Below are 20179 nucleotides of genomic sequence, written 5' to 3'. Positions count from 1 at the left end.
AACCGACTCGCGACCATTGCCTGCGGACCATATTCAAGCATCGATCAAGTCGGACGCCGCCGCGAAATCAGCCGTTAATCGCTTGGTGGCGGCGCTCGGCCTCATTGCGCATGCCTGCGCTCAATGTTTGATGCGGTCACGCATTGCGTACCAAAGCATGCCGAGCACATAGAGCGGGCCGCGCAGCGCCGTACCGCCGGGGAACGGCAGCGGGCTTAGGGTCGAAAACAGATCGAGCCGCGAAGCATCCGCGGTGATCGCCTCAGCGAGCAGCTTGCCCGACAACGTCGACAGGATCACCCCCTTGCCCGAATAGCCATGCGCAAAATAGACGTCGCCATAGCGACCGACATGCGGCAGGCGCGATGTCGTCACCGAGACCAGCCCGCCCCAGGCGTGATCGATGCGGCGGCCGCGCAATTGCGGAAAGGTCTCTTCCATGTGCGGCCGCACGAAGCCGGCAATGTCGGCGGGCGGCGACGGCGTATAGCGCTCGCCGCCGCCGAACAGCAGGCGTCCATCCGCCGACAGCCGGTAGTAATTGACGACGAAGCGCGTGTCGGAGACGGCCACATTGCTTGGGACGACGTCGGTCGTGTCGCCCAGCGGCTCGGTGGCGATGATGTAGTTGCCGACCGGCATGATGCGGCTGTTGACGCGCGGCTCAAGCCCGTGGAGCAGCGCATCGCCGGCCAGTACGACATGCCTGGCCCGGACCGAGCCTTTTGCCGTCGAAACCCGGGGGGAAGGTTCCCGCTCCAGCCGCAGCGCCACCGAATTCTCGTGGATGGTGACGCCCGCCGCAGCCGCGGCGCGAGCAAGACCGAGCGTGTAGTTCAGCGGATGCATATGGCCACCGAGCTTCTCGTACATCGCGCCGTGATAAGGTGTGTTCACCATTCCGCGCGCCTGCGCTGCCGACAGCATCTCGACATCATGAAAGTTCATCACCGTAGAAAGGCACTCGGCCTCTTCTTCGAGGTCGCGCAGGTCGGAACCGTTGACCGCACCGGCCAGATGGCCGGTGAGCCTGAGGTCGCAATCGATGGCATGGCGCTCGATCAGACCGAGCACGAGGGCCCGCGCCTCGAAGGCGAGATCGAACAGCGCCCTCCCCCGTTCCGGCCCATATAGGTTGACCAGCCCCTTGGCGCCCTTGCGCAGGCCGGGGATCATCTGGCCGCCATTGCGCCCCGACGCCCCCCAGCCGATCTTGCCGCCTTCGAGCAGCACCACCTTCAGGCCGCGTTCGGCTGCATGAAAGGCTGCGGAGAGGCCGGTACAACCGCCGCCGACCACCACCAGATCGGCGTCGACGTCGCCCTGCAGCGCCGGATGGTCCGGAGCCGGATTGGCCGTCGCGACATAGTAGGATTTGCCGATATCCAGGCCGGAGTTGAAGCCCCCAGAATTGAAGCCCATCATCACACCTTGAGCAGCAGATGGTCGCGTTCCCAAGAGGTGACGACGCTCTGGAACAGGTCGAGCTCAACGCTCTTGACGCGCAAATAGGTCTGGAAGAAATCCTCGCCGAGCACCGCCCGAACCGGATCGCACGCAGCGAAGCGGTCGAGCGCCTCTTCCATGGTTTTGGGCAGCGTGCTCCTGCTGCGATAGGCATTGCCCGGCGCTTCCGTCGAACGAGCGATCTTCTCCTCGACGCCGAGATAACCGCAAAGCAGCGAGCCGGCTATCGCCAGATAGGGGTTGGCATCGGCGCCGGGCAGCCGATTTTCCACGCGCCGCGCGGTGCGCCCGCCGGCCGGCACACGCAGACCGCAGGAGCGGTTGTCGTGCGACCACTCGATGTTGGCGGGTGCACTGTGGTTCGGCCGGATGCGGCGGAACGAATTCACGTTCGGCGCAAACAGCGGCATCACCTCGGGAATGTATTTCTGCAGGCCGCCGATGAAATGCCCGAACATCTCGGTGTCGGCGCCGTCACGCCCGGCAAACAGCGTGTTGCCGGCCTCGTCGACGACAGACATATGGAGATGCATTGAGCTGCCGGCTTGTGCGGCTATCGGTTTGGCCATGAAGGTCGCCTGCATGCCACCTTCCTGCGCGGCCTGGCGCGTCATTCGCTTGAACAGCAACACCTTGTCTGCCAGCGGCAGCGCGTCGCCATGCAGGAAATTGATCTCCAGTTGGGCCGTGCCCGATTCATGGATGAGCGTGTCGAGCGGCAGTCCGGCTGCCGCAGCATAGCCATACAGGCGCCGGATCACCGGCTCGAATTGCTCCAGTGCCGCCATGTCATAGGGATGCTGCACGCTTTCGGAGCGGCCATTGCGCCCGACCGGCGCCATCACCGGCCTGTCGGGATCGGGATTGGGCGCGGTGAGATAAAATTCAAGCTCCGGCGCCACCACCGCCCGCCAGCCGCGCTGGCGATATAGATCGAGCACGGCCCGCAACACGTGCCGCGGCGAAGCCATCCACGGCCGGTCGTCCATGTGGAACGCATCGGCGAAGACATAGGCCTTGCCTGGCCCGCCACCGGGCGCCAGACAGAGTGTTGCGACATCCGGCACCATCCGCATGTCGGGGTCCTGGTAGGCGAACCCCTCGTCGACGGAACCGGAATAGCGGCCGTCGATGCTGACCAGGAACGCGCTGCTCGGCAGATAGAGTGCTCGGTCCTCGATCGCCTTGAGGAACTTGGCCGCTGGCAGGGCCTTGCCGCGCAGCACGCCGTTCATGTCGGGCACCAGGCACTCGACCTCGCTGACAGCGTGAGCGGCCAACCAGTCTTTCGGGTCGTTGGTGCCGTTCATGGTCGAGGCATCCGTTGTTGTGGTGTCAAGCATCAGGTCGGGTCCTTGCGAGAGCGAGAATGGCTTCGGCAGCCACGTCCGTTCCGGGTGTCAGCGCCATATGCACTGCATTCTCCCGGAGGCGTGCGCGCATTGCGGCATCGGCCATCAGGCCAAGAACGCTTCGCGCCAATTCGTCTTCCGTCCAGCCATCGCGGCTGATGTGGCGCCCGACGCCGGTTTCCTCGGCACGTTGCGCATTGTCATGCCCGTCCCAGCAATAGGGCATGACCAGCGACGGCACACCGAAACGCAGTGCTTCGCAAAAGCTGTTGTTGCCACCATGATGAATGAAGAGGTCGCATTTCGCCACGACCGAAGGCTGTGGAAACCAGGCATCGAGATAGACATTGTCCGGAACGGCGCGATAGCTGTCGCGCAGACCTCCGGCATTGACAATGAAGCGGGCCGGCAGCCTGTCGAAAACGGCGAGCATCCGCTGGATCAGGCCGACATCCATGGCGCCAAGACTACCGAAACTGACATAAACCAGCGGTCCGCCATCGCGCGGAAAAACCGGCACGTCGAACGGCCCTTCCGAGCGAACGCAGCCTTCGAGATAGACGAAGCTGGCAGGGTCGAGCGGCTCGGCGCGCTGCCTTCGCACAATCGTTGGGGTCAGCAGCAGATTGAGGGCGGGCGAAGGTTCCAGAAAAAGACCCGTCGGCAAGGGCGCAAGACCGGCGTCGGTCCGAAGCCGATTGAAGCGGTCATGGGCTGGAGCGACCGCTGCCAGATAGCGCGCCTCGAACGCCGCGCGGCTCGGGTCGTCGGCGGCGAGACCGGACAGATAGGGTGGCACATTGGCATCGGGAAGCTCAGTTTCGGCGCAGGAGACGACGCGCACCCACGGGCAGCCGGCGGTCGCCAATGCCGGGAACATGACGACGTTGTCGAGCACCACGGCGTCCGGCTTCAGCCGCGCCAGCAATTGGCGCAGTGGCGCCTCGGCGTTGACCGCAGTGTCTACAATTGCTTGCCAGGTCGGGGCAACGTAGGTTTCGAGCTGATCGATGGGGCTCAGCCTGAAATGCGGCAGATGACGGCGCACGAAGGCCTGCCAGTAGCTCTGGCGTTCGCTGTCGGTCAACGGGTCGTCAGTCGGCAACTGGTATTCCTGAAACCCATAGTCGGCGAACACGCCAGAAAAGCCGGCATGGCAGATGAACACCGGGCGGGCGCCACGAGCGCGCAGGGCCTGCGCTATGCCAACGCAATTCAGCGCAGCGCCGAAGCTCGCTTCCGGAAACAGTGCGATGGTCGGGCTGCCTTTGCGCATGATCCTCGTTATTCCGGCCGGCTGATCATGCCGAACAGCGCGGGCGCCCCGCGACTAGCCGCCTGCGGTCGCTGGCTGCGTGAAAGCCGCAGATGGACCCGAAGCAGATCGGCTGCAACCTCGTACTGCTGGCTCTCCAGATGGTCGAGTATGGTCAGATGCTCGCGCAATGATTGCTTCAGCCGGAAGACATTGACGCCGGCATACGTTCCCGGCAGCCGGCGCAGCCTGAGATGATCGGCCAACGCCTCGGCGACGAAGCGGTTGGCGGAGCCACCGGCGATCATCCCGTGAAAATCGATGTCCAGCCGTTGGAACTCTCTGGAATCGAATGCCGCGTCGGGCAGAGCCAGCAGCATTTCCATGCCCTGTCGCAAGGCTGCCGCGCGCGTCCCATCCAGCCGGAATCCAGGCGCCAGAAGGGCGGCGGGTTCCAGCAACAGCCGGAATTCATAGCTCTCCCCTTGTGCGCCAAGATCGTCCGGCGCTCTCCTGAAAAGCCAGGACTGCCCCGGCGCGCGGTCCAGAAGATTTTCCTCGGCCAGTTTCTTCAGAGATTTTAGTACCGTCCTGCGCTCGGCATTATACCGTCGCATCAGCGCGCCGACGGTGACCGTCTGGTCCAGCCGGCGCGCCGCGCGGTCTCGCAGGATCATGTCGGCAAGTTCATCCTCCTCGGCGCTCGGCAGCTCGGCGGCGACGGTCGCCTGGCTTGTGAGGTCTACGGCCAAGCGATAGCCGGACTCAGCCTCCCATTGAACTACGCCTTTTTCAGTGAGCAGACGCAGCGCGGCCCGCACCGGAGTTCGGGATACATTGCAGAGCGAAGCGATCTGCTGCTCCGGGAGATGAGCGCCGGGTTCAAAGCCGCGTTTCCGGGCCACATCGAGAATGCGCTGTGCGAGGTCGAGATGGTTGGTGCGGGGACGTCGGGCTGCAACTTGCATGGCAATTCTCATGAAGGACGGGCGGCGGAGGTTTGGCCGATTGCCCTTGCGGATGCGATCGGCCGGGATTCACCGTAGTTTGACAAATTATGGATTGACGTACTTTTTTCTGCAATAGTACTGTGAGATCAATCGGCAATAAAAGACCGGGGAACAGGATCAAAGCGGCTACGGCTGCAAGCGCTGGTCCGACGACTAAGTTCGATGATCAACCAGAATGGGAGTCTGTCATGACCACCACCACCCTGCGGCACCGTCCGTTAAGGAAATCCTTGATCGCACTTGGCCTTGGCCTGGCGCTGTCAGCGCCGGCGGCTGCCTCCGACCTCGTTATCTCCAACTGGGACGGCTACATGGCGCCGGATGCCATGAAAGCTTTCAAGGCGGCGACCGGTGTCTCCGGTGAAGTCGTGGTTCACGCCACTAACGAGGAGATCATGGGCAAGCTCGTCGCGTCCGGCGGCAAGGGCTATGACGTGGTCTTCGTCTCCTCGCCCTTCGCCGAAGTGCTGAACAAGCTCGGCCTGATCGAGGCGATCGACCATGCCAAGATCCCTAACCTCGCCAATCTCTATCCCGAGGCGGCGAAGCTGCCACACGACGCCGGCAACAATTTTTCCGTGCCCTACACTTGGGGCACCACCGGCCTTTGCTACCGTTCGGATCTGGTGAAGGCGGAGCCGGTGAGCTGGAACGACCTTCTCGCCCCGTCCGATGCGCTCAAGGGCAAGACGACGATGCTGGCGACCGACCGCTGGCTGCTTGCCGCCGGCCAACTCGCCAAGGGCTATTCGGTGAACGAGACCGATCGGGCAAAGCTCGGCGAAGTCAAGGACTTGCTGATCTCGGCCAAGAAGACCTTGCTGGCCTATGACGACACGACCTTTTATTCAAAGCTGGTCTCGGGCGAGGCGCTGATGGTTCAGGCCTGGGATGGCTGGTGCAATTACGGGATCGCCGAGAATCCACAAATTAAATACACCATACCGAAAGAAGGCTCGGATCTCTGGGTCGATACGATGGTCGTGATGAAGGCATCGGCCAACAAGGACGCCGCCTTCCAGTTCATCAACTTCATGCTGGACGCCAAGAACCACGCCTGGGCGGCCCAGAACATCGACTACAAGGTACCGAACAAGCCGGCCATGGAAAGCCTGCCGGCGGATTTTCTCGCCAAATTTCCCAATATGAGCATGCCGGTGGCAGCGTTGGTCAAGTTCGAGCAGTTGCGCGATGTCGGCGATGCCCAACGCGACTACTCGAAGATCGTCAGCGAAATCAAGGCCGCGCAATAACCGACATCAAAATCAGAAATCCCGGTCGACGGCGGGGTTTTCGCCGCCGACCGTTGAATGCGGTACCGCAATCTTGTCCCAAACAAGACTTCGCTCATTCTTGCTGATGACGCCGGCGCTGGCCTGGCTCACCGCCTTGATGGTCGTGCCATGCGCGCTGGTGCTGGCGCTCGCCTTCTTTCGGCGCGGCATCTATGGCGGCATCGATTACACTTTCACGCTGGAGAATTTCGGGCTGGTGTTCGACCCGCTCTATGCCGGCATCTTCCTCAATTCGGCGCGCATTGCCGGCACGGCAACCCTGGTCGCGGTGGTGATCGGTTATGCCGCCGCCTATGCGATCGCGGCAGCACCCCGGCAACGGCAGCCGGTGTTTCTGTTCTTTGCCGTCTTGCCCTTCTGGTCCAACTACCTGATCCGTACCTATGCCTGGATCGTGCTGCTCAACCGCGAAGGGCTGATCACACAACTGCTGCGCTGGTTCGGCTACACCGGCGAGCCGCCGTCGATGCTTTATACCGAAGGCGCCGTCATCGCCGGTCTGGTCTACAACTATCTGCCCTTCGTCATCCTGGCCTGCTACGCGCCGCTGTCGCGGCTCAATCCGGAGCTCGCAGAGGCCTCGCGCGATCTCGGCGCGTCGGCCGTGACCACATTTCGCCGGGTCATCCTGCCAGTGACCGTGCCGGGTATCGCCGCCGGTGCTGTTTTCGTCTTCGTGCTGTCGATCGGCAATTTCGTGACCCCTGCTCTGCTCGGCGGTGGGCGCTTCCAGATGATCGGCAATGTCGTCTACGAGCAGTTCCTGACCGCCAATGACTGGCCCTTCGGTGCGGCACTGGCAATGGTGCTGATCGCCATCATGCTGCTGGTGCTGACGGCGCAGGCCCTGGCTGCTGATCGCGCCTCGGGCCGTACCGCCGAAGCGAGAGGAGGCGCCGATGGCTGAGCGCTCCCTCGCCACGAGGCGCGCGCTCTGGCTCGTGCTTTCACTGGTCCTGGCCTTCCTCTACATCCCGATCGCCGTGCTGGTGGCGCTGTCGTTCAACCAAGGCGGGCTGCCGACCGTCTGGTCGGGCTTTTCGCTGAAATGGTATGTCTCGCTAATCGGAAACGCCGCAATCCTTTCTGCCGCGCTCAACACATTGATCGTGGCGCTTGTCTCGACCGCCATCGCCACGCTGCTCGGCACGCTGCTGGCGATCGGCGTCGAAATACGCCGGCAATACGGCAAAGGTCTCGAGGCGCTGATCTTTGCGCCGATGATCATTCCCGACATCGTGCTGGCGATCGCGCTGCTCAGCTTCTTCTCGATGCTTGATCTCACCTTGGGCCTGCACACCATCATCCTCGCCCATGTCGTCTTCAATCTCGCCTTCGTCTGCTCCGTGGTGCGCGCGCGGCTGAAAAGCTTCGACTGGTCGATCGTCGAGGCCTCTGCCGATCTCGGTGCTTCCGCGCTCACGACATTTCGGCGGGTGATGTTGCCGGTGATCCTGCCTGCCGTCGTCGCCGGCGCGCTGCTCGCCTTCACCCTTTCGGTCGACGAATTCATCATCGCCTTCTTCACCGCCGGCGCCGGCCGCGCCTCGACCACGCTGCCGATGCAGATCTATTCGATGATTCGCTTCGGCATCACGCCGGAGATCAATGCCTTGGCGACTATCGTCATGGCGGTCTCAATCACCGCGCTGACCCTGTCGCAGCGGCTCAACCGTGGGGTGATCGGCCAATGAACGAGCCCCGCACGCTGCTGGCGATCGACAACGTGTCGAAGAAGTTCGGCCGGGTGACGGCGGTCGACGGCATTTCGCTGGATATCCGCGAGAACGAGTTCTTCGCTTTGCTTGGACCTTCGGGCTGCGGCAAGACAACGCTGCTGCGCATGCTGGCCGGCTTTGAGACGCCCAATGACGGGCGCATCCTGCTCGACGGCCGCGACATCGCCAGGACCCCGCCCAATAAGCGGCCAGTCAATCTGATGTTCCAGTCCTATGCGCTGTTTCCGCATATGAGCGTCAGGGCCAATGTTTCCTACGGCCTCGAAATGGAACGCTTGCCTGCAAAGGAAATCCGCTCCCGTGTCGACGCCATTTTGGCGACGACCGAACTCGTTGCCTTCGCCGACCGCAAGCCGGAGCAATTGTCCGGCGGCCAGAAGCAGCGCGTCGCGCTTGCCCGAGCGCTGGCCAAGCGACCACGGCTGCTTCTGCTCGACGAGCCTCTCGGTGCGCTCGACAAGAAATTGCGCGGGGCCATGCAACTCGAGCTGAAGCGGCTGCAGCACGAGGTCGGCATCACCTTCGTCATCGTCACCCATGATCAGGAGGAATCGCTCGTCATGGCCGACCGTATGGCAGTGCTCAGGGACGGCAAGCTGCTGCAATGCGATACACCCCATGCGGTCTACGAGCATCCGGGGGACCGTTTCGTCGCCGACTTCATCGGCGTCATGAATTTCGTACCGGGCAAAGCCGCCGGCGATGGCGTGCTGGCAAGCAACGGCATGCGGATCGCCGGCGATGTTCCCGCAACAATTTCGCCCGGCGCTGCGGCGGTAGCTTCAGTGCGGCCCGAACGCATCCGGCTGTTCCCGTCGGCAGAAACGGCCAACCGTATCTTCGGCGCGGTCGAGGCGCTGGCCTATCAGGGACTCGATCTGCAGCTGCACGTCCGCACCGCCCTGTCGCCAAAGCCGTTCCTGGTGCGCGTCACCGCCGACGCCGCCGACCGCCGCCCGGTCTCGTCGGGCGATACAGTCGAGCTCGGCTGGGATGCGGCTGACGTCAGAATTTTCGCGGATTGATCGAAGGAGAACCTCTCATGGCGCAGAAGACGATCGCGTTCTTTCCGGAGGCCGCCTATGGCCCCGCGCTCAATTCCGTCGGCATAGCCCAGGCGATCGAGGCGCGCGGCCACAGAGCGGTGTTCCTGTCGGACCCCGGTTTCGTCGACGTCTACAAGGGCTACGGCTTCGAGGCTCATCCGGTGAACCTGTCCGAGCCGACGCCGCCGGAACAGATGGCCAAGTTCTGGGAAGACTTCATCAACGGCCACATCCCGAACTTCCGCAAATCGCCCTACGACCAGGTCGACAATTACGTGAAGGATTGCTGGACGGCGATCGTCGACAGCGCCAAATGGGCTGAGAAGGATCTGCCTGGCGTGCTTGCGACGATCAAGCCTGATGTCATCTGCGTCGACAACGTCATCCTGTTCCCGGCAATCAAGCAGTATGGCAAGCCCTGGGTGCGCGTCATCTCCTGCTCGGAAAACGAGATCGAGGACGAGGACATCCCGCCACATCTGTCCGGCTGCGGCGAGAACGACCACGCCTGCCATCGGCGTTACCGCGACCATTTCAACGCCGTCATCAAGCCGATCCATGACGACTTCAATGCGTTTTTGAAAGCGAACAACGAAGCGCCGTATCCGATCGGCCAGTTCTTCGAGGCCTCGCCGTACCTCAATCTGCTGCTCTATCCCGAGGCGGCGAAGTTCAAGCGCCGCTATCCGCTCGACCCGGCAAAATTCCAATATCTGGAAGGCTGCGTGCGGCAGGAGAAGCCCTACATCGTGCCGGTTTTTGCGAAGAATAATGACGGGCCGCTGCTCTATGTTTCCTTCGGCAGCCTTGGCGCCGGCGATGTCGATCTGCTGAAGCGCATCGTCGCAACGTTGGGCAAGACGCGCTACCGGGCGCTGGTCAATGTCGGCGGCTACAAGGAGCAGTACGCGCAAGTGCCCGAAAACGTCATCGTCGAGAGCTGGTTCCCGCAGCCATCAGTCATCCCGCAGGTCGATGCGGTGATCCATCATGGCGGCAACAATTCGTTCACCGAGTGCCTGTATTTCGGCAAGCCGGCGATCATCATGCCCTACGTCTGGGACGGCCACGACAATGCGACGCGGGTCGAGGAGACCGGCCACGGCTTCGGCATGCCGCGCTACGACTGGAGCGACGCCGAGCTCATCGCCAGGATCGAAACCTGCCTGACCGACCCGGCAATCAGGGCCAAGCTGGCCAAGACGTCGGCCCAGATGCAGTCGCAGAACGGCCCGGAGAAAGCGGCTGCTTTGCTGGAGAAATTGCTGTGATCTCTGCCCCACACCTCCACCAAGCCTCGACCCGCACCGACCTCGTCGACTGGGGCACCCAGCCCGACGCGCTGGAAGGCGCTTCGCACTCCACCGGCAGGCTGGTGCACAAAGGGCCGAACAACCAGCCGGAATCCGGCATCTGGGTCTGCACGCCCGGTCGCTGGCGGCTGGCGATTCCGCGCGACGAATTGTGCCATTTCGTTGCCGGCCGTGCGACCTACAGATCGGTCGACGGCGAGGTGATCGAGGTATCCGCCGCCACGGTTGTCATGTTCCCGGCCGGTTGGACCGGCGAATGCACCGTCCACGAGACCATCCGCAACGTTTACATGCTGGCCTAAAGCCGGCCACTGGAGCTCCCGACATGCCGACACCGATCATGAAATCGCCGCTCGCCCTCACCGACCTGGTCGACTGGGGCGTCATCCCCACCCTGATCGACGGCGAATCCCGCACTTCCGGCAAGCTGCTGCACAAGGGGCCGGAGGGCCGCTCCGAATGCGGACTGTGGGTCTGCACGCCGGGCAAATGGCACTGCCACGTCACCCGCGATGAGTTCTGCCATTTCCTCGAGGGACGCTGCACCTATGTCCACGAATCCGGCGAGGTGATCGAGATCGAACCGGACACCGCAGCGTTCTTTCCGCAGGACTGGAAAGGCGTCTGCACCGTCCACGAGACCATCAAGAAAGTCTACATGATCCGCTGAACCTTCTCGATAATTCTACCCTACCGGACACCTGACGCCGTTTTCTCCGCTTCCGATGCTCATGGACTTTAATCTCCGCTCCGCTTCGGTTCTCGAAAACCACGCCGCCTGTCTCGGCAGGGTGAATTCTCAAAAAGGTTCCGTGCACACGGGAGGACAGAATGGACTTTTCACCTGACCGGCCGACCTTCTTCGTCAATCCGGATTATCGGCCAATGACCGGTGCGGCAAAACCGGTGATCGATCCGGCGACGCTCGAAACCGTCGGCGCGATCACCGCAGCCAGCGACGGCGAGATCGACGCCGTGCTCACCGCAGCGACCAAGGCGCAAACGGCCTGGAAAAAGCTCGACGCCAAGAGCCGTGCCCGGCATCTGCACGCCGTCGCCAACGCCATCGAGGCGGCCGACTTCACGCACTGCGCCGAGCTGATGGTGCGCGAGATGGGCAAACCCTATCCGGAGGCGATCGGCGAGATCGCCAATTGCGCGCCGATCTTCCGCTATTACGCCGAAATGGCGCGTGACGACGCCGGCAAGATCGCCGGCACGACGCAGGCCGGTTCGTTCCAGTATGCCCGCTACGAGCCCTACGGCACGTCGGTGCACATCATGCCTTACAATTTTCCGATCCTGTTGATGTGCTGGACCGTCGCCGCCTCGCTTGCCGCCGGCAATGCCTGCGTGATCAAGCCCGCCGAAGCGACAACATTGTCGACGCTGGATTACATGACCGTGTTCCGCTCCCTGCCGGAGGGCCTGGTTTCCTGCATGCCAGGCGGAGCAGCAACGGCGCAGGCGCTGATCGCCTCGGACCGCACGCATGCGGTTGCTTTCACCGGTTCGGTCGCCGCCGGCAAGGCTGTCGCCGTCGCATGTGCAGAGCGCATGAAGCCTTGCGTTATCGAGGCCGGCGGCAGCGATCCCCTGATCATCAGCCAACACGCCCCACTGGACGTGGCGGCTGCCGGCAGCGTCACGGCTGCCTTCCATCTCACTGGCCAGGTCTGCACTTCGGCCGAACGGTTCTTCGTGGTTGATGCCGTTCACGACCGCTTCGTCGATCTGTTTGCCGAGAAAACGCGCGCGCTGCGTATCGGCAACGGCCTCGACAAAACCGAGATCGGACCGCTGGTCAGCGAGGCCGCGCGTGCGAAGGTCATCCGGCTGGTCGACGATGCGATCCGCAGCGGTGCCAAAGCGGTCACCGGCGGACGCATTCCGCCGGCACATAATGTAGGCTGGTTCTACGAGCCGACCATCCTGACCGGCATCACCGCCGATATGGCAATCGTGCGCGAAGAGTGTTTCGGGCCGGTCGCCGCAATCTGCCGGGTCAAGGATTTCAACCAGGCGATAGAGCTTGCCAACGACAGCCCCTTCGGTCTCGGCGCCTCGGTCTTCACCACCGATCTAGCCGAAGCGCATGAGGCCGCGGAGCGGCTCGAGGCCGGCATGGTCTGGGTCAACAATCCGCTGATAGACAATGACGCGTTGCCGTTCGGGGGCTGGAAGGCTTCGGGCCTCGGCCGCGAGCTCGGCCGCCAGGGTCTGGATGCATTCCGCCGCTCGAAGATGGTCATCATCGACCACAGACCGGAGATTCAGGGCTGGTGGTATCCCTATCCTGACAGCTGGTTCCGCGAGGCAGGCGGGCGCAAGCATGTTTGACACGACTATCTTCGGGCGTGCTGCTAGCTAAGTGTTTAGGATATCCGCCTCCGGGAATGTAGCCGAAGGCTGGTGAGATCGGAATCAGAAAGGCCACCTGCGCTCAACGGCCATTCGCCCGGCGGACCCGCCAGATGACATTACCGACGTCGTCGGCGACGAGCAGTGCGCCAGTCTGATCGATAGCGACGCCGACCGGCCTGCCCATCGCCTCGTCATTACGCCCGATGAAGCCAGTGAGCACATCTTCCGGAGGACCGCTCGGTTTGCCACCATGGAACGGCACGAAGATGACCTTGTAACCGCTGCGCACACTCCTGTTCCACGAGCCGTGCTGGCCGACGAAGGCGCCGTTGCCGTAGGCCGGACCGAGTTGCGCGCCTTTGGAGAAGGTCAGTCCGAGCGAGGCCGTATGAGAGCCCAGGGCGTAATCGGGCTTGATCGCTGCCGCCACGAGATCGGGGCGCTGCGGCTTGACGCGTTCGTCGACGTTCTGTCCGTAGTAGCTGTAGGGCCAACCGTAGAAAGCGCCGTCACGAACCGAGGTCATATAATCCGGCACAAGGTCGTCGCCGATCTCGTCACGCTCGTTCACAGCGACCCAAAGCTGGCCAGTCTCAGGATTCCAGGAGAGCCCGTTCGGGTTGCGCAGGCCCGAGGCGAAGACCCGAGTGCGGCGGGTAGACCGATCCACTTCAAGGACAGCGGCGCGGTTCTTCTCCGCGGCTATGCCGTTTTCTCCAACGTTGCTGTTGGACCCAACGGTGACATAGAGCTTGCGTCCATCCGGAGTTGCGATCACGTCCTTGGTCCAATGATGGTTGAGGTCCCCGGCCGGCAAGTCGATGATCTTTTCCGGCGACGTGCTGACTCGGGTCTGGCCATTGGAGTAGGGGAAAGCGACGAGCGCGTCGGTATTCGCGACAAAGAGTTTGCCTTTGGACAGCGTCATGCCGAAGGGCGAATTGAGGCCTTCCGCGAACGTCGTGCGCACATCCGCAATGCCGTCGCCATCGATGTCGCGCAGGAGCGTGATGCGGTTGGCGCTTTTGGTCGCGGCGCCAGCCCGCTTCATAGCCAGGTCCATGAAGACCTTTCTAAGACTGAAGCCTTCATCATGCTTGGCAGGGGCATTGGTTTCAGCAACCAGCACGTCGCCGTTCGGAAGCACATGTAGCCAGCGCGGATGGTCGAGGCCTGTAGCGAAGGCGTTCACCGTCAGCCCCTTCGCCGGGGTCGGCATACCTTCTTTCTGCCAGCCTTTCGCCTCGGCGATGTTAACAGTCGGGATCAGCGTCGGTCTTGGTTTCGGTAAAGTGGGGTTGGGGCCATAGCCGGTTATTGCCCTGGTTTTTTGCGCCGGAATGCCAGCGCAGCTTGCCATGACGGTGCCCAACACCGCTACGAGTACGCTTCCTCGGAAGCCGGCATGCATCGGACGTCCTCCGCATGGATCTGTGTCGCGCTCTTTGTGCAAACGGAAGTCAGTGGCTTATTCTTCCAATTGCTTCGAAACAGCGGCGCTCGTGATCCTAGGAACCAGGAATTCGCGACAGATCTGCTCTCGGTAGAAATATGGCGCGAGAAGATTGTGGCAACCGCGCGAATATCTGTCGCGCGATATGAATCTCACATTCGTGTCGCGCGAAATCGATACGGCTTGCGCTTTTCGGTATCGAGTTGCTCATGGGCCAACATGCGTTCGAATGGAAGGAGACCGTGAACGGCGGGACCCACAATGACCCACCGATTGCGCCAGCTGGTGAAACAGCTGTTGTTGCTGCTTAGCAAGACGCTGCCAATCTGCTAAAGTCTGCGGTGGGAGGAGACGGATATCCAATCGCTGCCGATAGCACATCCAAGTGTAGCGAAGGCGACACCCGGCGCATCACTTCCGCTCGCCTATTCCCTCGCGACGCTCTGCTGGCTCCTGTCGGCCGGCGTCTATATCGCCGCCAAGTGGGTTGCCCCCGAGATGCCGCCTTGGGCGCTCTGCTTCTGGCGGCTGACGCTCGCGTGCGCGATCCTGCTGCCGATCGTCCATCGTCATCACGGGGCAATGCTCGTGCTGATCCAATCCCGGGTGATCGAGGTGCTGGTCATCGGCACTATCGGGCTAACCTTGTGTCAGGGCATGATCTACACAGGCCTCAACTACACCAACGCGACAACCGCCGGCATCATCATGGCGCTGTCGCCGATCATGACCATGGTGCTTGCCCGCTTCGTGCTCGGCGAGCCCCTCGGTGTCTGGAAAGCGCTTGGAGCGCTGGTCGCTCTGGCCGGGATGGTGGTGATCGTGGCGCGCGGCGACCTTGCCGCGCTGATGCAGCTGCAGTTCAATTCCGGCGAGTTGTGGATCGTCGGCAGCGCGTTTTGTTGGGGCCTCTACACCGTGCTGCTGCGTCGCGCCAAATTCGCTATCGAGCTTCTGCCGATGGTGGTCCTGCTGCTGGGAGCCGGCGCGCTGGCCGCACTGCCCTTCTATCTCTGGGAACTGTTTTCCGGGGATCGTTCGGCGCTGCATGCGAACGGCCTTCTGGCTCTCGCCTATGTTGCCGGCCCCGGCGGTGCTCTGATGTACTATCTCTACAACCGTAGCGTCGAGACGCTTGGTGCGGGGCGCGCCAGCATGCTGCTCTATCTCCAGACCGCCTTCGTCGCCGTTCTCGCTTATCTGGTCCTTGGCGAAAGCTTGCACGACTACGATCTCGCCGGCGCCGCCTTCATCATCGCCGGCCTGCTGCTCGCCACCGCGATCAAGCCGAGACAGCGCACGGTGCGTGTCGCGTAGGCAAACATCAGTTCCGCTGCTTCGGCGAGCAGCTCGCAAAATCAGAGCGCCACCCGAAGCAAGCCGGGTCACTGAAGTCGGCTGTTGTGACGCAGCACGAGGCCGACCGCGCCGAGCAATGCGTCGTTCTCCGTGTGCTTGCCAACGATTATCCGCGTGCGCAGCGCAGGCGCCACATCGCGGGACTTGATGAGCGTGTGGCGTTCATATGATGCGATCAGTGGCGCCAGGAGAATGTCGCCCGCCAAGGCCATGCGGCCGCCGATGATGATGAGCGGCGGATTGAGAACCGAACCGATCAGGCCAAGGCCACGGCCGGCGAACTCGGCGGTGTCCTCGATCATCCGCAGCGCCCTCACGTCGCCCTGCTCGGCCATCATGATCACGTCGTCCATCGTGACCGGCCGCCGCACGATGCGCGAAATCTGCTCGAGCGGTCGGGCAAAGCTGGCATAGAGCTCCAGGCATCCTCGATTACCGCACCGGCAAAGGTCGCCGCCGGGATCGATGCTGATGTGCCCGAATTCGCCGGCGCCGCCGGCGATGCCGCTCACCAGCCGACCGTGCTGGACAATGGCCCCGCCGACGCCCAGATCGACCTTGAACAGCACGAAGTCGTCCTGGCCGACGGCCGCACCCCACATCAGCTCCGCAATGGCCGAGCAGTTGCTCTCATTGTCGGCGAAGATCGGCTGTTCGAGGACCGGCCCGAACACATCACGGATGTTGACCCCGGCCCAGGTCGGAACGATACTCGCGCGCAGCACCACTCCTTCGCGGCTGACTGGGCCCGAGACGGAGACCCCAACCCCCAGGAGCCCCGCCATCGGCAGACCGTTCTCTTCATAGCATCGGGCAATTACTGACTTGGCGAGCTGGGCCGCTTGTTGCGGCTGGTAGTCCAGACCCATGGGGATGGTTTGTTCGGCAACGAAAGAATGCGAGACGTCAGCGACGACACACCGCATCTCGTCGAGGCCCAGATGGATGCCGACGCAGGTGCCCGCAGCGGGATTGAGCGTCAATGTCGTGGCAGGCCTGCCAATACCCCTCGCCGCGTCATGATGGGCCGGGGATTCGATTACCATCCCCGACTTTCTCAAGCCATTGAGCGCGGTTGAAACCGTCGACCGCGCCAAACCGGTAATGCGGGTAATTTGCGACGCAGAAAGCACGCCGCGCTCGCGCAGGCATCGGACGATCAGGCTCTCCGGCGACGCGGACGGCCTGTCGATTAGCCAATTTCTAAGCGAAGGTTTGTTCATGATGGGCACAAAGCACGTTGACTGATAGCCCAGATATGTCATCTTGGAAAGAACGGAGATTACTGCATCTCGCCGGCCACGACCTCAAATCGCGGGCCACAAGCGGTCGATACGAACCGTGCATCATATATGGGAGTGAAACGATGAAATACCTGAGGACGGCCTTTGCGGCCGCTACCGCCCTCACCTTGATTACCGGAACAGCCCTCGCGGAGCCGAAGACCAACCTCTTGCATCAATGGGCCACCGGATCGGACGCCCAGGCTATCGCCAAGCTCGGCGAGATGTTTACCGCCAAGGGTGGCACCTGGCAGCAGACCTCCATCGCGGGCCATACGGCCAATACCCTGGCCAAACTGCGTGCCGATGTGATCGCCGGCAACGCCCCTCCCGCTGTGCAGCTAAAGGGCCCCGAGATCGCCGAATGGAACGAGACGGGCATGACAGCCAATCTCGACGACCTGGCGAAAGCGGAAAATTGGGAGAAGGTCGTCGCTCCCGAATTGCTGCCGGTGATGAAGCCGACCGGGAATTGGGTGGCCGCGCCGATGAACATCCACCGCATAAACTGGCTGTGGGCATCGCCGAAGGTCATGAAGGACGCGGGCGTCACCGAGATGCCGAAGACATGGGCGGAATTCAATGCCGCCTGCGACAAGATCGTGGCCAGCGGCAAGATCTGCATTTCGCACTCGACCGCCGACTGGACCGACTCGACCGTCTTCGAAGTGGTCGTGTACGGTCAGGACCTCGATCTCTACAAGAAAGCCTTCGTCGAGGGCGACGTCGACGCCATGCGCAGCGACGGCATGGTCAAGGCCTTCGAGCAGTTCCGCACCATGACCTCGAAGTACATGGACCCCGGCATGAACGGGCGTGACTGGGATACCATGTCGCATCTGGTCGGCCGCGGCGAGGCCGCCTTTCACATCATGGGCGACTGGACGATCGGCCTGCTGACGGCCGGCGGCTTCAAGGAGGGCACCGACTATGTCTGCGCCCAGGCGCCGACCGATTGGGGCAAGCCGGGCTTCATCCTGAATTCAGATTCGGTCGTGTTCTTCAAGCAGAAGGACCCGGACTATATCGAGGGACAGAAGCTGCTTGCCAGCATCATCCTGTCGCCCGAATTCCAGACCATTTTCAATCAGACCAAAGGGTCCATTCCGGCGCGCCTCGATGTCGATCTTTCGAACGGCTTCAATCCCTGCCAGCAACTCTCGCAAAAGGATTTGCAAGCCTCGATCGCCGCCGGCACGCTCGTGCGTTCGATGGCGCACAACATGACGGTTCCGCAAAAGGTCCGCGGCGCAATAATGGATAGCATCACGGAGTTTGTAGCAACGCCGGATATGAGTGCGCAGGACGCGGCCAATGCGATGGCGGATGCGGCCGAAGCGCAGAAGTGACGCTGCCGATGATGGCCGGGGGCGAAGCTCCCGGCCAGACCTCGCCGGAGCAGCCCGATGTCCACCCATGATCTGATTGTACCAGCCGCAGCTGCCGCGGCCCGTCCGTGGCGCGAGCGCCTGGGCACGATGGTGCCCATTCTGGTGCTGGCGCCGTCGATAGCGGCGAGTTTCATCTATGTTTTCGTCTTCACGCTCTGGACGCTCTACATCTCGCTGTCCAATTCGTCGCTGTTGCCGACCTATGGGTTCGTCGGCCTGGACAATTACGCTTCGCTCTGGGCAAACCGGCGCTGGAACATCGCCTATACCAATCTCTTCCTGTTCAGCGGCTTCTATATCGTTGGCTCGATGGCCGTTGGCCTGCTGCTCGCGATCGCGATCGACCAGCGCGTCCGCGGCGAGGCGGTTTGGCGCACCATCTTCCTCTATCCGTTGGCGGTGTCCTTCATCGTCACCGGTACGGTGTGGAGTTGGCTCTATAATCCTGTCGACGGTATCCAGGCCTTCGTTCGCGGGCTTGGCTGGACCGACTTCAGCTTCGCCCTGACGGCCAACCGCAACACTGCGATCTATGCGGTGATCATAACCGGTATCTGGCAGTCGTCCGGCTTCGCAATGGCACTTTTCCTGGCCGGTCTGCGGTCGGTCGATCCGGATCTCGTCAAGGCCGCGCAAATCGACGGCGCGTCGGTTTTCCGGACCTATCGGAGGGTCATCCTGCCAACCATCGCCCCGATATTCCTGGCGGTGGCGGTCATTCAGATACAATTCGCCATCAAGACCTTCGACCTGGTGGCGGCGTTGACGCGGGGCGGGCCAGGTGTGTCCACCACCTTCCCAGCCATCTATGTCTACGACCTGATGTTCCAGCGCGGCCAAATCGGTGAGGGTGCCGCCGCGGCGATGATGATGCTCGCGGCGGTCGCGGTGGTGCTGGTGCCGTACTCCTTGTGGATCGTCTGGCGCCGGCGGGCGGAGGGCCGCAATGGCTGAAATTGGCCCTAATGCCCGTTTTGATCCGGAAGAAGCCGCTGCCACGCGCCGGCATTTCTGGAGCCGCTTCCTTGTCTATGCCGTGCTGACGCTTTTCGCGGTCGTCTATCTCGTGCCGCTGCTGGTGGTGATCTTCAACTCATTGCGCGAGCAGTCGGAGATTGCCCGCAACGGCCTCATCTCCGTACCGCGCAGCTTCCGGTTCGATGCGTGGGCGCAGGCCTGGGGATCCTACTGCGTCAGCGGTACCTGCGAGGGAATGAAGCGCAATTTCTTCAACTCCCTGGCCATGACGATCCCCGCCACCATCATCTCGACCATTCTCGGCGCCATGAACGGCTACATCCTCTCCAAATGGCGCTTCAGGGGCTCCGAACTGATCTTCAATCTGATGCTGCTCGGCGTATTCATGCCCGGCCAGATTTCGTTGATGCCGTGGGCGTTCCTGCTCGGCAAGCTCGGCCTGACCAATTCCACATACGGGCTGGTGTTGATCCACGTCGTCCAGGGCATCTCGTTCACCACCCTGTTCTGCCGCAATTTCTACGTCAGCATACCGGACGACCTGATCAAGGCGGCACGCATCGACGGCGCCGGGTTCTGGCGGATCTTCCGCAAGATCATCCTGCCCCTGTCGCCGCCCATCCTGATCGTCACCGTCATCTGGCAGTTCACCGGCATCTGGAACGAGTATCTGTTCGGCGTCGTCTTCACATCGGGCCAGCAGCAGCCGATCACAGCGGCACTGGTCGCGCTCACGGCCGGCGGCACGACCGCGCGTGCTTACGATGTGATGAGCGCAGCCGTGCTGATCGGCGCGTTGCCTCCGCTGCTGATCTATCTGTTTGGTGGAAAATACTTCGTGCGCGGCCTCACCCAGGGCGCCATAAAATGAGGC

General features: G+C 62.4%; 18 protein-coding genes. 12 read left to right on the top strand and 6 right to left on the bottom strand.

Annotated elements, in window-relative coordinates; genetic code table 11:
* Positions 1 to 120: 120 nt before the first annotated feature.
* From NKH28_RS23020 to NKH28_RS23005, 4 genes are read right to left on the bottom strand one after another with little or no spacing between them, the layout of a single operon-like run.
* Entirely contained in the window at positions 121 to 1425 is a 1305-nt protein-coding gene (locus tag NKH28_RS23020) for an NAD(P)/FAD-dependent oxidoreductase (protein WP_352539286.1), read from the bottom strand.
* Positions 1425 to 2810, bottom strand: coding sequence for a glutamine synthetase family protein (locus NKH28_RS23015; RefSeq protein WP_352539287.1), 1386 nt, complete (start codon positions 2808 to 2810; stop codon positions 1425 to 1427). The genes NKH28_RS23020 and NKH28_RS23015 overlap by 1 nt, the downstream gene beginning before the upstream one ends.
* Complete coding sequence (locus NKH28_RS23010) at positions 2803 to 4098, bottom strand: nucleotide disphospho-sugar-binding domain-containing protein (protein WP_352980531.1); 1296 nt, start codon at positions 4096 to 4098, stop codon at positions 2803 to 2805. Before NKH28_RS23010 ends, NKH28_RS23015 begins: the two co-directional genes overlap by 8 nt.
* A gap of 5 nt (positions 4099 to 4103) precedes the next feature.
* Positions 4104 to 5042 carry a GntR family transcriptional regulator gene (locus NKH28_RS23005; RefSeq protein ID WP_352980506.1) on the bottom strand — a complete coding sequence of 313 codons (939 nt, stop codon included), beginning with the start codon at positions 5040 to 5042 and terminating at the stop codon, positions 4104 to 4106.
* 230 nt (positions 5043 to 5272) lie between these two features.
* Here NKH28_RS23005 and NKH28_RS23000 point away from each other — a divergent pair, with 230 nt between their 5' ends.
* The 8 genes from NKH28_RS23000 (at position 5273) to NKH28_RS22965 (ending at position 12817) form a co-directional block, all read left to right on the top strand.
* The gene (locus tag NKH28_RS23000; RefSeq protein WP_352980505.1) at positions 5273 to 6337 is read left to right on the top strand and encodes a polyamine ABC transporter substrate-binding protein; all 1065 of its coding nucleotides are present in this window, start codon (positions 5273 to 5275) and stop codon (positions 6335 to 6337) included.
* Positions 6338 to 6443: 106 nt separating this feature from the next.
* The gene (locus tag NKH28_RS22995; protein WP_352818434.1) at positions 6444 to 7286 is read left to right on the top strand and encodes an ABC transporter permease; all 843 of its coding nucleotides are present in this window, start codon (positions 6444 to 6446) and stop codon (positions 7284 to 7286) included.
* Positions 7279 to 8073: an ABC transporter permease gene (locus NKH28_RS22990; protein ID WP_352980504.1), complete on the top strand. Its 795-nt coding sequence runs from the start codon at positions 7279 to 7281 to the stop codon at positions 8071 to 8073. The genes NKH28_RS22995 and NKH28_RS22990 overlap by 8 nt, the downstream gene beginning before the upstream one ends.
* Positions 8070 to 9143: an ABC transporter ATP-binding protein gene (locus NKH28_RS22985; protein WP_352980503.1), complete on the top strand. Its 1074-nt coding sequence runs from the start codon at positions 8070 to 8072 to the stop codon at positions 9141 to 9143. Before NKH28_RS22990 ends, NKH28_RS22985 begins: the two co-directional genes overlap by 4 nt.
* Positions 9144 to 9160: 17 nt before the next feature.
* Positions 9161 to 10435, top strand: coding sequence for a glycosyltransferase (locus tag NKH28_RS22980; protein WP_352980502.1), 1275 nt, complete (start codon positions 9161 to 9163; stop codon positions 10433 to 10435).
* The gene (locus NKH28_RS22975; RefSeq protein WP_352767552.1) at positions 10432 to 10779 is read left to right on the top strand and encodes a cupin domain-containing protein; all 348 of its coding nucleotides are present in this window, start codon (positions 10432 to 10434) and stop codon (positions 10777 to 10779) included. The genes NKH28_RS22980 and NKH28_RS22975 overlap by 4 nt, the downstream gene beginning before the upstream one ends.
* Before the next feature lie 23 nt (positions 10780 to 10802).
* Complete coding sequence (locus NKH28_RS22970; protein WP_352469622.1) at positions 10803 to 11147, top strand: cupin domain-containing protein; 345 nt, start codon at positions 10803 to 10805, stop codon at positions 11145 to 11147.
* 161 nt (positions 11148 to 11308) lie between these two features.
* Positions 11309 to 12817, top strand: coding sequence for an aldehyde dehydrogenase family protein (locus tag NKH28_RS22965; protein ID WP_352980501.1), 1509 nt, complete (start codon positions 11309 to 11311; stop codon positions 12815 to 12817).
* Between the two features lie 103 nt (positions 12818 to 12920).
* Here the strand turns inward: NKH28_RS22965 and NKH28_RS22960 are convergent, their stop codons facing one another.
* Positions 12921 to 14252, bottom strand: coding sequence for a PQQ-dependent sugar dehydrogenase (locus tag NKH28_RS22960; protein WP_352980500.1), 1332 nt, complete (start codon positions 14250 to 14252; stop codon positions 12921 to 12923).
* A gap of 399 nt (positions 14253 to 14651) precedes the next feature.
* Here NKH28_RS22960 and NKH28_RS22955 point away from each other — a divergent pair, with 399 nt between their 5' ends.
* A complete protein-coding gene (locus NKH28_RS22955) occupies positions 14652 to 15611 on the top strand; it encodes a DMT family transporter (protein WP_352539483.1) in 960 nt (319 codons plus the stop codon).
* A 68-nt stretch (positions 15612 to 15679) separates the two neighbouring features.
* Here NKH28_RS22955 and NKH28_RS22950 read toward each other — a convergent pair whose 3' ends face one another.
* A complete protein-coding gene (locus NKH28_RS22950; protein ID WP_352469619.1) occupies positions 15680 to 16918 on the bottom strand; it encodes an ROK family transcriptional regulator in 1239 nt (412 codons plus the stop codon).
* Between the two features lie 101 nt (positions 16919 to 17019).
* Here NKH28_RS22950 and NKH28_RS22945 point away from each other — a divergent pair, with 101 nt between their 5' ends.
* The 3 genes from NKH28_RS22945 to NKH28_RS22935 are packed head-to-tail and all read left to right on the top strand — an operon-like array spanning position 17020 to position 20176.
* Positions 17020 to 18285 carry an ABC transporter substrate-binding protein gene (locus NKH28_RS22945; RefSeq protein WP_352539298.1) on the top strand — a complete coding sequence of 422 codons (1266 nt, stop codon included), beginning with the start codon at positions 17020 to 17022 and terminating at the stop codon, positions 18283 to 18285.
* Positions 18286 to 18342: 57 nt separating this feature from the next.
* Positions 18343 to 19281 carry a carbohydrate ABC transporter permease gene (locus NKH28_RS22940; protein WP_352466746.1) on the top strand — a complete coding sequence of 313 codons (939 nt, stop codon included), beginning with the start codon at positions 18343 to 18345 and terminating at the stop codon, positions 19279 to 19281.
* Positions 19274 to 20176 (top strand): carbohydrate ABC transporter permease, encoded by a 903-nt coding sequence (locus NKH28_RS22935; RefSeq protein ID WP_352539299.1) that lies wholly within the window; start codon positions 19274 to 19276, stop codon positions 20174 to 20176. The genes NKH28_RS22940 and NKH28_RS22935 overlap by 8 nt, the downstream gene beginning before the upstream one ends.
* The last annotated feature ends 3 nt before the right edge of the window (positions 20177 to 20179 follow it).

The sequence above is a fragment of the Mesorhizobium sp. M1227 genome, from assembly GCF_040318315.1.
Taxonomy (GTDB): Bacteria; Pseudomonadota; Alphaproteobacteria; order Rhizobiales; family Rhizobiaceae; genus Mesorhizobium.
Note: the sequence above shows the minus strand (reverse complement) of the source record. Positions and strands in the feature narration are given on the sequence as shown.